Annotated in this window: 12 protein-coding genes; all 12 read right to left on the reverse strand. The window is 46.1% G+C overall.

Annotated elements, in window-relative coordinates:
- Positions 1-143: 143 nt before the first annotated feature.
- Positions 144-1,148 carry an AraD1 family protein gene (araD1, locus tag QN395_RS10970; RefSeq protein ID WP_323492559.1) on the reverse strand — a complete coding sequence of 335 codons (1,005 nt, stop codon included), beginning with the start codon at positions 1,146-1,148 and terminating at the stop codon, positions 144-146.
- 106 nt (positions 1,149-1,254) lie between these two features.
- On the reverse strand, positions 1,255-2,997 hold the full coding sequence (locus QN395_RS10975) for an IlvD/Edd family dehydratase (RefSeq protein WP_323492558.1): 1,743 nt from the start codon (positions 2,995-2,997) through the stop codon (positions 1,255-1,257).
- A gap of 345 nt (positions 2,998-3,342) precedes the next feature.
- The gene (locus QN395_RS10980) at positions 3,343-4,230 is read right to left on the reverse strand and encodes an SMP-30/gluconolactonase/LRE family protein (RefSeq protein ID WP_323492557.1); all 888 of its coding nucleotides are present in this window, start codon (positions 4,228-4,230) and stop codon (positions 3,343-3,345) included.
- Positions 4,231-4,336: 106 nt separating this feature from the next.
- Positions 4,337-5,443, reverse strand: coding sequence for an aldose epimerase family protein (locus QN395_RS10985; RefSeq protein ID WP_323492556.1), 1,107 nt, complete (start codon positions 5,441-5,443; stop codon positions 4,337-4,339).
- Positions 5,444-5,486: 43 nt separating this feature from the next.
- Entirely contained in the window at positions 5,487-6,434 is a 948-nt protein-coding gene (locus QN395_RS10990) for a glycoside hydrolase family 43 protein (protein ID WP_323492555.1), read from the reverse strand.
- 96 nt (positions 6,435-6,530) lie between these two features.
- Positions 6,531-7,883 carry an MFS transporter gene (locus tag QN395_RS10995; protein WP_323492554.1) on the reverse strand — a complete coding sequence of 451 codons (1,353 nt, stop codon included), beginning with the start codon at positions 7,881-7,883 and terminating at the stop codon, positions 6,531-6,533.
- A 145-nt stretch (positions 7,884-8,028) separates the two neighbouring features.
- The gene (locus QN395_RS11000) at positions 8,029-9,381 is read right to left on the reverse strand and encodes a TonB-dependent receptor (RefSeq protein WP_323492553.1); all 1,353 of its coding nucleotides are present in this window, start codon (positions 9,379-9,381) and stop codon (positions 8,029-8,031) included.
- Complete coding sequence (locus QN395_RS11005) at positions 9,362-10,648, reverse strand: TonB-dependent receptor plug domain-containing protein (RefSeq protein ID WP_323492552.1); 1,287 nt, start codon at positions 10,646-10,648, stop codon at positions 9,362-9,364. The genes QN395_RS11000 and QN395_RS11005 overlap by 20 nt, the downstream gene beginning before the upstream one ends.
- A gap of 584 nt (positions 10,649-11,232) precedes the next feature.
- Positions 11,233-12,174, reverse strand: a complete 942-nt coding sequence (locus tag QN395_RS11010; protein ID WP_323492551.1) for a family 43 glycosylhydrolase — start codon at positions 12,172-12,174, stop codon at positions 11,233-11,235.
- 865 nt (positions 12,175-13,039) lie between these two features.
- On the reverse strand, positions 13,040-13,309 hold the full coding sequence (locus QN395_RS11015) for a hypothetical protein (RefSeq protein WP_323492550.1): 270 nt from the start codon (positions 13,307-13,309) through the stop codon (positions 13,040-13,042).
- 57 nt (positions 13,310-13,366) lie between these two features.
- On the reverse strand, positions 13,367-13,579 hold the full coding sequence (locus QN395_RS11020) for a hypothetical protein (RefSeq protein WP_323492549.1): 213 nt from the start codon (positions 13,577-13,579) through the stop codon (positions 13,367-13,369).
- A gap of 28 nt (positions 13,580-13,607) precedes the next feature.
- Entirely contained in the window at positions 13,608-13,880 is a 273-nt protein-coding gene (locus QN395_RS11025) for a hypothetical protein (RefSeq protein ID WP_323492548.1), read from the reverse strand.
- Positions 13,881-13,919 lie beyond the last annotated feature (39 nt).

Genomic DNA, 13,919 nt, shown 5'->3' on the forward strand with positions numbered 1-13,919 from the left:
GGCCGCTCCTTTCTCATCTATTTTGCGCTTCTCGCAATAAAATTACTCTCCGGTGTTTCGTTTTGCAAGAACCTCAAATGCCAGAAATGCGCTACCGTTTCCCTTCACGCTAACGCCACCGATCAGCGCTTTTCCTGTAATCATCATAATGCGTGTACTTTCGTAAAAGCAGTTTTTGCCACTTCCAGTTTATTTCTTAAAGCCGGACCAAATGCCGGTGCTTCGATCTCAAAAGTTTCACCTGCCTGCACGCTGACATTGTCTGCAAAACTCAGTGTAGCGGTGCCAAAAAAATGAATATGTACATCGCCAGGACGGTTGAACAAGGTATATTTAAAATGGTGATATTCTAAATTCGCAATCGTATGGGACATATTTTGTTCGCCACTGACGAAGGATTTTTCCCATCGCACTTGCCCCTGTTTATCAATAATGCGCGATGTTCCGGCAACATGGGATGGCAACTCACCCACAAGCAAAGCAGGACCGATACTGCATGGGCGTAATTTTGAATGGGCCAGATAAAGATAATTCTGGCGCTCGGTAATATGATCTGAAAATTCATTTCCAATCGCATAACCAACACGATATGGCGCACCATCATCGCCGATCACGTATAAACCGGCAATTTCTGGCTCTTCACCACCATCCAACGCAAAATCAGGCATGTTCAATGTCTGTCCACTAGCGCTGACAACGGAGCCGTCTCCTTTATAAAACCATTCTGGTTGTGCTCCAACCTGACCTTGCTTTGGCTTTCCACCTTCAACGCCAAGGCGAAACATTTTCATACTGTCGCTCAGCGTGTCCACATCGCCACCGATTTTTTTATGCATAGCATCACGTGCATCGGCGCTGCCAAGATGGGTTAAACCCGTCCCGGTGACATAGCAATGCGCTGGATCTGCATGATCTAGCGGCGGCAAAATACGACCTGCTTTTGCAATATCCTCATACTGATAGACCACATTACCAATAGCCGAATTAGCCAATTGCTCAAGCCCAATCTGCTGCCGGATGGCGCTCTGTGCCAGCGCATAGGTTGACGAATAGCCATCAATCACACGAATACTGGACTGCTCCAGAATGCCAATATGTCGTGTCCCGGCTCCTGTAGTAGATTCGGTAAGAAATTGAATGAGTAACATGTGAGTTCCGCGATGAAAAGTGAGATGAAAAGCGTAGTGAAAATAGATAAAATAGATAGCAACTACGCTTTATTTGAATGCTTGGTGTGAATGCTTATTGAGAATATTAATGAGAATGTTTAGGTACGGCAGAGCCACGACTACCCAGCAAAAAGTCAAAATCACAACCCTCATCAGCCTGCAATACATGATCGATATAGAGCTTCTGATAACCGCTCTTGGCAGTAGGAACTTGGTTGGTGGCACGTGTTGCCAAGCGCTCTGTCATTTCTGATTCAGAAATATCTAAGTTCAAACTACCTTTGCTACAATCAAGCGAAATCCAATCTCCATCCTGAACGATTCCCAAAGGCCCACCCGCCATTGCCTCCGGTGCCACGTGCAATACGACTGTGCCATATGCAGTACCACTCATACGAGCGTCTGAAATACGCACCATGTCTTTCACACCTTGGGCCAGCAACTTCGGCGGCAAACCCATATTGCCCACTTCGGCCATACCAGGATAGCCCTTAGGACCACAGTTCTTCATCACCAAAATTGAATTTGCATCTACCTCAAGATCGGGATCAACAATACGTTCTTTATAATGATCAAAATCCTCAAATACTACTGCCTGACCACGATGTTGCATCAGATGTGGCGATGCAGCTGAAGGTTTTAAGACAGCACCACGTGGCGCCAGATTGCCACGCAAAATACAAATTCCACCATCGGCGATCAAAGGATTTACCAACGGTCTGATCACTTCGTCGTCATATACCGGAGCATCTTGGCAATTCTCCCAAAGAGATTTTCCGTTGACGGTTAAGGCCGCTTTGTGCGGTAGTAAGTTACCTTCACCTAAGCGCCGTATCGCACCGGGCAAACCACCCGCGTAATAGAACTCCTCCATCAAAAACCGCCCCGACGGCAATAAATCAACAATCGTTGGCGTGCCCTTGCCTATCGTTGTCCAGTCCTCTAGTTCCAGATCAACACCGATGCGCCCGGCGATGGCTTTTAAATGAATGACTGCATTGGTTGAGCCGCCGATGGCGGCATTCACCCGAATCGCATTCTCAAACGCAGCGCGAGTCAATACCTTGGATAAACGCAAATCCTCCCACACCATTTCTACAATGCGGATGCCGGACATATGTGCCAATACATAACGACGTGAATCGACCGCAGGGATCGCGGCGTTATGCGGCAGCGAGGTACCCAGAGCCTCGGCCATGCAGGCCATCGTCGATGCTGTCCCCATGGTATTACAGGTACCTGCAGAGCGCGACATACCGGACTCTGCCGCCATAAACTGATGCATCGTGATGTCGCCAGCCTTGACGGCTTCATGCAATTGCCAGACCGCCGTACCTGAGCCAATATTTTTACCATTAAGCTTGCCGTTGAGCATAGGCCCGCCGCTTACAACGATGGTGGGAATATCGCAACTTGCCGCGCCCATCAGCAAGGCGGGAGTCGTCTTATCACAGCCAACCAGCAGCACTACCGCATCCATAGGATTACCGCGGATCGATTCTTCGACATCCATGCTGGCAAGATTACGGGTCAACATCGCCGTGGGGCGCAAATTGGATTCGCCATTCGAGAATACAGGGAACTCAACCGGGAAACCGCCCGCCTCCAGTATCCCTTTTTTGACATGCTCTGCCAGCTGGCGGAAATGGGCATTACAGGGCGTTAATTCTGACCAAGTATTGCAAATACCGATGATCGGCTTCCCCTGAAATTCATGATCAGGAATGCCCTGATTTTTCATCCAGCTGCGATACATAAAACCATTTTTATCTTGGGTGCCGAACCACTCAGCCGAGCGTAGCGCGACCTTCTTTTTTGTCTCTGACATGCATACTCCTTATTTTTATATTGCCAGCCCAATGTGTCTCATCCGGCTGGGTAGCGATATAGAAATAATACGGAGTTCATCGATGCCTTTCCAATCACTTTTTATTTAGTAATGATATTCGATTTGATATCGATAAAGTGATCAAGAGCATTAAAATGCACAATACCAACGTCCAATGATCATGCGGCCTTCAAGACAAAAATGACTGGAAAGCCTTATTATCATTAGACCCTGCACTCAGGATTTTTGAACATTGATATCAAAGTAAGCCGGATAAATAACCGATGATCTGCGATAGAAACCAGTAAAGTACAGAATTAGCTGCGCAATCCTAAGAATGTCTAGCTAAATACGTCGGCCTAAAAATCGTTGTTCCGGGATACCTCGAACATCGTCCAGCTCAGCATGAAAAATACCTCCCGCTTGTGGCTGCAATGCCAACTCAGTATCAGACAGTGAAACACGCGCCGTACTGATGTAAAGCGCATTGAACTCCGGCCCGCCAAAAGTAACACAGCTCGGTTGTGATACTGGCAGATCAAGCACTCGATCTATTTGTCCATCTGGCCCATAGCGCACCACACGTCGCCCTCCCCATTGCGCGTTCCACAAGTACCCTTCGGCATCGATAGTTGATCCATCCGGCTCACCAGGCTGATCGCTCAGTTCGGCAAACACTCGGTCGTCCGAAATCGTGCCGCTGATCGCGTCATAGCTGCAGCAACGAATAACTTTTTCAGGAGAGTTGCAGTAATACATGGTGCCGCCATCAGGACTAAAGCAAATACTATTCGCCACTGCGGCTTGGGATAAAGGCAGACGCTCTAAGCTTAGGTCGGTATTGAGGCGATAAAAACTACCGATCGCCGCCGCATCAGGTGCTTGATTAAAACAGCCAAACACAAAACGCCCCTGACGGTCGCAGCGACCATCGTTGATGCGCGTCGTTGGAAGATCAGATTCCACATCGCAAATCGGTGTGATCAGTGCAGTCGAAAATTGAAAATAAGCGAGTCGGGAGGCCAGACCGAGTAACAATTGATCATCGTCATCGGTTAAAGCGAAGCAAGCTAATCGTTCTGGCATAGCCCACTGAAAAATCTCATCGCTCGCCGGATGATAGGACCATAGACATGCACCTTCTATATCGGTCCATAACAAGCGCTGCAAGCGCTCACACCATAAAATGCATTCACCTAATATGTTCTTGGCATCTATTTTGAGTTGCATCATGCGATCAATTTTATATTCACCATTAAATTGCTAATGCGTTGGCTAATGAATTCATTAATAAGTCCATTTTGCGATTCAACTGAAATCTTTCCACCCACCATGACGATCAGGCTTGTACCGAAAACCGATAAACCGAAAAGCTTTCATATTCCTCACCTGGCCGTAAAATAGTATTCGGAAAAGCAGTCTGATTTGGTGAGTCGGGATAATGTTGTGGCTCCAAACAAAAACCACTGCGATGACCGTAATGAGCAGTCTTCCCCGACAATGAACCATCCAGAAAATTACCGCTATAAAACTGTATGCCTGGTTCTTGCGTCCACAATTCCAGTACGCGTCCAGACACGGGTTCATGTACATGCGCAGCCAGACTCAATTCTTGAGATCGACTTTTGTTCAGCACATAATTGTGGTCATAACCGCTACCATAGCCCAGTTGCTGATCCTCGTCATGAATCCTCGCGCCTATGAGTTTAGGCGTACGAAAATCAAATGCAGTATCGGCCACAGGCAATAAGCTGCCGGTCGGTATCAACGCACTATTCACCGGGAGGTAAGTATCGGCGTTGATCATTAACTCATGACCCAGAATGTCGCTCACTCCATCACTAATTCCGGCCAGATTAAAATAAGTATGTTGAGTCAGATTGATAGGCGTCGCTTGATCAGTTACCGCTTGATACAGCACTTGCAGTTCGTTGGCATTAGTCAGTGTGTAAGTGACGGTGACTTGCAGATTGCCGGGATATCCTTGCTCACCATCGACACTGAGGTAGCTCAAAGTCAGGCCAACCGCAGTAATGTCGCCTCGTGCATCATTGCGGACAAAAGGTACGGCGTCCCACTTCACTCGATGGAAACCTGCTGATCCACCATGCAAATGATGGGCACCATCATTACAGGGGAGTTGATGACTGACGCCATCCAGCACGAAACGTCCATCGGCAATGCGGTTACCAAAACGACCGATCAAGGCACCAAAATAAGGAGAGACATCGCAATACGGCGCCAGATGATCAAAGCCTAGCGTCACGTCGGTAAACTGACCGTGTTTATCAGGCACATGCAACTCGGTGATAATGCCGCCAAAGTCGGTAATTTTGACGATCATGCCCTGGCTATTGGTTAAAGTGAATAGCTGTGCATCCCTGCCGTCTGGTAGTTGTCCAAATACTTTTTGACTGATGGAAGGTATCTCGCGGTTGTCACTCATGCCGAAGTCTCCATCACTATTTTATTAAATTTGCCACTCATCGTTACGGCTCTGAGGGACGACCAAACATGGGCATTCCGTTCGCATCCCACTTCAATTTTTTGACAAAAGTATGGCGGTCTGGATTCCAGAGCGGATCACCGATAATCTCGGTGTATGTGCGTGCGTGATAGACCAGCATGACGCTATCGCCATCTGCATCAAAGGTAAAGCTATTATGACCAGGGCCATAAATTCCGTGCTCGTAGCAGGTCTGGAATACGGGTTCTTTGGTCTTAGTCCATACAGATGGGTCTAGTAAATTGGCTTGATCATCAGCCCACAATAATCCCATGGCGTAATTTTCATCGGTAGCACTAGCAGAGTAGCTGATGAATATCTTGCCGTGACATTTTAATATTGACGGCCCTTCATTGACCCAGAATCCACGGATTTCCCAATCAAATTCTGGCTTACTGAGCATGACCGGTGGCCCGCCGAGCTCCCAGGGGGTTTTCATTGGGGCGATGTAGATGTTGGAGTTACCTTCAATTGCCGGATCTTTTTGCGCCCATACGTAATACAACACACCCTGATGAGTAAACGTTGTCGCATCTAGGCAAAAGCTGTCGATACCAGTGTCGATTTGCCCCATGAATTGCCATTCACCTTGCAAGGGATTGCTATTCGTATTACGGATAGCGTACATCCGATGTTGAAACAGTTTATCCTTGATCTCGCGACTTGGTGCTGCAGCAAAGTAAACATACCAGGCACCCTGATTAAAATGCAGTTCTGGCGCCCAGACCAATTCGCTGTATGGGCCGGTATCTGGCTTATGCCAGACATCGACCGTCTCCGCATTTGCCAGTTCTACAATCGATTTGGCACGACGTAATTCTATACGGTCATATTGCGGCACTGAGGCTGTGAAATAGTAATAGCCATCGGTATGCTGATAGATATGTGGGTCAGCACGTTGCTCAATTAAAGGGTGTAATTTTTCAGTCACGGTTATTTCCCATAGTCACATTGCGATCACAAAAAAGATCAGCAACTGACGTCAATACATTAATCTCATTTCAAAACTATATTTCGACTTCACACCTTAGCCTGCTACATAACCTTTAGTGCGCATTTCGTCTTTCACACCGCTGTAGTAATCGTCATTAATACGGTACTTAAACATCAACAATCCCATGATGAAATGGAACACGCCCGGGATCACCGAAAACATTAAGACAATGCCGGTCAAAGCGAATTGAGTCTGCTCTTGATTAGCCTGGTAATTAAAATAGCTCAGCAAGATACCTACCAAGCCGCCCGCTACTGCCATGCCGATCTTTTGACAAACTGAAATACCGCCGAAGGCAAATCCAGAGACCCGCTTACCAGTTTTTACCTGGCCATAATCAATGGTCTCTGCAATCGCCGACCAAAATACAGGTGCATGCAAATCCACTACAAAGGACAATAAAAAATACAAAACAAATGCTAAAGCCGTATCGCCGGGTTTAACCACCAGATAAATCAATGCGCTGATCAAGGCGACCGCGATTTGTGTATAACGGAATAGTTTTACCTTGCAATAAAATTTGGTGATCCAGGTTGAGGCAACCATCGACAAAATCGCTGCGACGACACCGGTAGATAAAAAAGCAGCGACTGTTTCTGTGTTGGCACCCAAAAAGTATTTAGCGTAATAAATTGCCACAGATCCGCGCACCACATAGCCGACCGTACCCGTGACACAGACGCCGCATAAAATCAGCCATTGATCATTGCGTAAGAGCACCGCTAACTGCGAAGACAAAGACTGTTTTTCGACAACATGTAAAACCCGTTCTGTGGTGCTGAAATAGCAGAATAAAAATAAAGCAACACCCATTACTGCCATCACCGCCATTGCAGCCTGGTAGCCGACTGCCGGATTACCAGCACCCCATTTTTGCGCCAGCAGGGGCACAATTATTGTCACCATAAACGCGCCGATTTTGGCAAAAAACAGCCGATACCCGTTCGCCGACAAACGCTCTTTAGGATCATTGGTCAAAGCACTCACTAACGAGATATAAGGAATACCAACCCCTGCCGTCATCACCGTCATTAAAATATAGGTGGAATACGCCCAGACCAATTTGGCGCTGTATTGCCACTCAGGCGTAGTAAAAACAAAAAATACACTGACGCCATAAGGCACAGCCAGCCACAATAAATAAGGACGGTAGCGACCAGCACGGCTGGTGTATCTATCAGTGATTTGCCCCATCCCTAAATCAGCAATCGCACCGACAAACTTAACCAAGACAAAGAGTAAAGCGAGGTCGGTCGTTTTTAAACCATAGATGTCGGTATAAAAAAAAGTAATGATCAGCATCATCGATGAGATCACTACATTTAAGGCCATATCACCTGCCCCAAAACCCACTTTTTCTACTGTCGATAATTTTTGAGTATTCATTTAATTTTTGCCCGGTACAGGTACCAGTTATATGTTCGTCTCAACCAAAAAGGGCATTGCTGCTATTTAGCAATGCCCCGATGAAATCACCTACTGGTGTTGATGTACCTATGTTTTTTACCTTGATCTGTTTAGCTTTGAAAGATTAACCTTTCCAGTTCAAGCCTATACCTATCCTGCGGTCATAGCGGCGGGTGTCACGCGGATACACATTAGGATTGCTAAAGTAATCGCTGTACTTAAAGTCCAACAAATTGCTGCCATCTAAAGTGATTGAAAGATTAGGCGTGATCTTATAGCTCAGCGACCCATCCAGAGACGATATTGGCGCAACTGTCAAATCCAAACCTGAATTAGAGGCATTATAAGTATCCACAAATTTAGAACGCCAGTTATAAGCCAAACGTCCAGACCAACCATTTTTCTCATACAAAGCGGCAACGTTATAAGAGAATTTTGATAAGCCGGTGAAAGGTTTATCGACTAAAGTCGGGTCAACTGATTTGGTCGTTTTACCTTCCATATAAGTCACGTTCGCCTGTAAACCAAAGCCACCTAACCAGCCAGGCAACTTATCATAAAACTGCTGATACGCGACTTCCAAACCTTGCAATTGTCCGCTGTCGGTATTGTAAGGACGTGTGACCTGATATACCGTCCCCGCGAAAGTTTCCGCTTGTGTTTTATTGAGAATATAGCCGTCAAAATAATGCTGGAAAACCGCCGCGCTGACAGATCCCGCTGGTGCAAAATACCACTCAAGTGCAGCATCAAAATTGCGACCTGTTACTGGTTTTAAGTCTGGATTACCGCCTGTCGCGGTCGGATTGACAGTCACGCCAGCATTTATATAAGCCGCCCCCGGATTGAGCTGCGCAAAATCAGGACGAGTAATCGTTTTACCCGCTGCCAGACGGGCGATCAGATCTGGTCGCAAATTAAATTTAAAACTCATGCTCGGCAACACATCTGTACTCGAACTGCTTTTTTGTGTCGCAACATAGCTACCGTCGGTCAACAAATTGTTACCTTGCAGTTCCTCGTCTGTTTTAACTATTCGTACACCAATGACTCCACTGACAGGCACGCTACCCCAGTCGAAGCCAACATTTGTTTTTCCATAAAACGCATAGCTTTTTTCAGAGTCCTGGAACATCGATCCCGGATCAAGCGCTTTCGCGCTGGAAGAACCTGTTACTGCATTGCGAATCGCGGCCGTATTATTGATCAGGAAAGTAGCACACGGTGTGTACCATTGCGCAAGGCCGTAGTTACCGCCCAAGGCTGGCGATACACAGCTCAAACCATTAATACTGGCAGCATTAATGCCTGGTGGCGCACCCACTCCACCTTCAAATGATTTGATCGATTCTGCCGTTCTGCTAGAGACGCGAACGCCAGCGCTAAACTCTTTAAATAAACCATCAGCCTCTGGCGTATAGAAACCATCCGCACGCCAGTCGGTTGAGCCCCCTTTATCACGACCATAACGATCCAATAAATTGAAATAAAGAGAAATTTTTCGCGTCCTTCATATCAATACCCGTATATTGAAAATTAGGCGTGCCATTCAAGCTGGTATTGACGTTGACATTAGGTACCGTAGTATTGGTATCCAGGATAGGATTAGCCCAAGTATATTTGCTTGAGGTAGTAGATATTTCTGAGGTAAATTTTAAGCCCGGACTCGCATTCCACCGGCCACCGACGGCAAACTGCTGTGTCAGCGTATCCGCCTTATTTGCCTGGGTTGAGTCGATAGTAAAAGTGTTATGCGAAGAGATCGTCTGCACCTGATTTGTACCAGGAATCGTCGTGGTCGTCACTGAATTACCAAGCCATGGCAGCCCGACAAAAAAATCTGTTTCAAACGTGTTTTTATAGCGGGTAGAGATGCCCTCCGCGTACAACTCAACATCGGCATTAGGACGCCATTGCACAGCAACGTTCTCTGCCAAACGACGACGATTACCAGGAATGGCTTCAATACCCATCACAAAAGGACCGGTGAGATTAGGGCCTTGGCTAGTTGGGTTGGTATTAAATGCGCGTTCTTCCTGGTACTTATTTTCAACATAAGACAGACCGAATAGGGCACCAAATTCACCGTAGGCTGTTTTCCAGCGATTGGACACCATCATCCCGACATTAGGGTCATTGGATTTTGATTTATCGCTGTTTTCTAAATGCCCATTGGCTGAAAATGTGTAGCCTTTAAAATCGAAAGGCCGGTTGGTGCGGACATCCACTACACCAGCAATACCGCCTTCCACCAAATCGGCGCTTTGGGATTTATACACATCGACCCGTTGCAACATAGTTGACGGGATATCCGCCAGGTTCACATAGCGTCCGTTGGTGGTGTACATTTCTCTACCGTTTAATAGCGTAGCAATCCCGGGAAGCCCGCGTATCAAGACCGAATTGGCTTCTCCGGCATCACGACGAACCTGAATCCCGCTCACACGCGCCAAAGTCTCGGCAACATTTGTATCGGGGAATTTACCAATATCATCGGCAACAATGGTGTCGATGACCTGATCTGAATTTCTTTTGATTTGCAGTGCGCTTTCAGCCGACTTGCGTACACCGGTGACCACTACTACGACACCTTCGTCAGCAGCGGCGGCAACTGCTTTAGTTTCTTGCGCCCAGACAGAAGCACAAGTCAGTATCCCGACACTGGCGAGCGCCGCCACAGATACTTTTAAAACCAAAGGGCGATAAGGCTTGGCCATATCTGGGCCAGATACGTTACGTTTCATACGTCTCCAATTTATTTTTAGTTATGTGCTTCAAGGTCAGGCATTTTTATCTACATGCTCTAAATTCATCTTAAGGTGCGCACAAAAATCTCTCCAATCAATTTTTTAGCGTTTTCGATATCAATATCGGTATCGGGAACTCCCTTAGGAATTAGCGCTAGAAGCGCGCTTAGAGCGCGACTCCAGAATTGATTGGCTACAACGATGTCAGATCACATTGCCAAAAAGGGCAAGCTCGCCCTTGTAAGCCTAGGGAAATTGCCATGCCAGAGAAATTCAGCACAATTTGTGCACATATTGTTCAAGCAAGATGTGATGTAAGCCAGCACGGTTTAAGAGCGGCATAGATTAGCTCATCGCAAGAGATAGTTTTTTTCTGTGTAAAAACCGTGGGAATTTACAACACTTCTGCTAGCAACTGCAACACTCAATGCAATCCTCCTTGGTAATTATGTCGTGCCAAGTTTGAAGGAGTGGCGAATGAGTTAGCAAAAAATGGTGATCGTAAAGAGCTTCAGGCTCGCAACGAAGCGTCATGAGCCTGAAACTGATCCTGACCTAACGCTGACAAAATAGCGAAAAGATTAGTAAGTTGGCCATCCATTCGAGAAATACAGATCATTTAAAAACAGGACGCCATTGAAATTATTCTGACTATCCAGTTTATGTCTGGCGAGCACACCGTTACTAACCGACTCTCCGCCAGGAGCAAAAAAACGACCGCCACCCGCCTCCAAGGTAGTACCGCCAGAATTGAGCATATCGTTACCGCTCATGTCGAGATAAGGGCCAGTAATACTGGTCGATCTACCATAAGAGATGTGATAAGTGCTGTTGGCTTTTGAGCAGCAAGTACCTTTAGAAACAAACAGGTAGTAGTAGCCACCATTGATCATGATGAAGGCGTTTTCAATCCCACTACTGTCAGAGGCTAGGTGGTATCGGGTACCAATCGGCTTTAATGTGGTCGGATCAACTCTGCTGGTATAAATCCCAGTCCACCAGGACCCAAAAGTCAGCCACGGCTGCCCCGCTTTATCGACTACAAAATTCGGATCAATCGCATTAAAGTTATCGCCACTCTTAGAGGACAACACAAGCCCTTTATCAACCCAGTCGCCCTTGGCAATACTGGATGCAGTAGCAAGGCCGATGGCGGATTTTTGCGAACCGAAGGTCGATACGGCATAGTACAAAATCGCTTTGCCATTATAGACACGCATGTCGGGTGCCCAAACGACTTTAGAATTGCCGTTGTACTGCCCCCACCACGACAAACCGCCAGCAAATATGCTGCCACCTTGCGTCCAGGCATGTCCGTCAGGCGAGTATTTGACACCAATGCCGGTGTCGCTGGTTTCAACGATCCACCAAGTGTTACCGTCTTTTATCATACTAGGATCATGCGTCACGACTGCGCCGGTTAACGTCCATGCCGCGGCCTGTGCGCTGGATACTGGCAAGATACTGCTAAGCATAATACCGACGATTACCGACCATTTTTTGATGCGATTTATCTTGTTCATCGTAGCCTCTATTTTATGTATGTAAATATAATTGGCATTATATTTACTCTGGCGTTTTTGCCAAATGTGGGTGTCTCCCACATTTATACTGCGATAAACAAATTGTCTCGTCCAATCACTTTTTTATGACGATCCATATTGCTATGGATATCAATCTGGGCTTACCAACGGGCACCATAACGCGACGCGATCACTAAAACTACCGCGACGTTTTGTCTATCATTAAATGAATTTTAAAACGTAATTGCGATGCGACCAAAAAGATACTCGTCCGTTAAACATTCTTGTCTGATCTTATCTGTATAGGAGGACGGCGTTGTGATTGCAACGGCAATTTCGCGTAGTGTAGGATTAGTGTCTGGCGATGAGAGCCTGTTGATTGAGCCAATCTATGTCAACCAAATAGCAATATTGAAGAGGTTTTCTGCTGGAGGAGCAGAAATGATTTTTTCTTACGGACTTAGTTACTACATCTTTACTACATCTTTACCACATCTGAATTGATCGCTCAGTTGCCAGATTAATTTGCCAGGCTAGCTTGACTGCTTAGGTCATTCTGAGCAAGTGCGTGGCTGTTTGCTACACAGCCTGGTTAATTGCTTATTTTATACCAATAATTAATATACTCCCCATAAAGTAATAAAAATATCGCTTATAGACCAATAATTACAAAGACAATAAAATATACCTATAGGGAGTATTAAAAATCACAAACCAAACACAAACTAAGCATCAATCCAAAATCTATTCAGTACCACGCAAAAGCATACGTGCAGCGGCTCACTGACGTCTGGTCGCATTCGCTGAACTTATCCCCCAGTTAAACGCAATAACAAGGCGTTTATAACGCTTGCAAAATAATCTTTTAAAGCTCTTTCAGGTAGTAGCGATTCCCGTTATTACTGACGATGACATTATCTTCTAATCTGCCGGCGGGCGTCCCGTACATCAGTTTTTGAAGGTCTGCCTTTTTATAAAAGAAAAGACCATGCTCTGTATTCGTTTCTGCCGGATGATCGCCAGGTTCTGCGTAATAAACACGGTCTAACAAATAGCCTACCGGGCTCTGCTGATCCGCGTGAGAGAACAAATCATATTGCACGGCTGCTTGTAAATCTAAGTATTCATCACTCATGTACATCTCCAGAAAATTTTTTGATTTTAATTAAATAGGGTAAAATAGAAAGCAGAATCAAGCATCCGGCACTCTTCCCAAATAGGGGCCAGTGGACTTGCTCCAATGCGCCAGATCCTCACTTGCTTCCGCCTCAGAATGAAAAGTTTTTTCCGAGGTGATGGACTTGCCCTCAACTTCTTTTTTAGAGTGCGGATCAATATGGAAGTCATACACTCGCCACAACCAAAGACCTTCGGGCGTTTCATGAAATTGTGTTTTAGTAGACATCATCATTCCTTCAAAAAAAACGTAGCCTTTAATTTGAGCCAAGAGAAAGTAAAAATCCCGCTAACAAGACGATGAACACCAGCGATAGTGCAGCGGCACCGATGTCTCGCGCCAGCGTCGCAGTCCAAGATGGCTTCCCGATATTAAATTCATCGACCTCGTTATCAAAAATCAGGCTCTCATTTTTTGCTTCAGCTTGGGCATGCATACGAATCTCCATTTTTCTGGTTGGCTCTGACCGTGTCACAGCTGACTTGAAATTACGCCGATTAATGGCAGAGATCGGTTCGATAACCCACATAAGTCCTTTTTTCCTGCGATTGTTATTTTGCTTGGTAAG

The sequence above is a fragment of the Undibacterium sp. RTI2.2 genome, from assembly GCF_035018705.1.
Classification (GTDB): domain Bacteria; phylum Pseudomonadota; class Gammaproteobacteria; order Burkholderiales; family Burkholderiaceae_D; genus Undibacterium.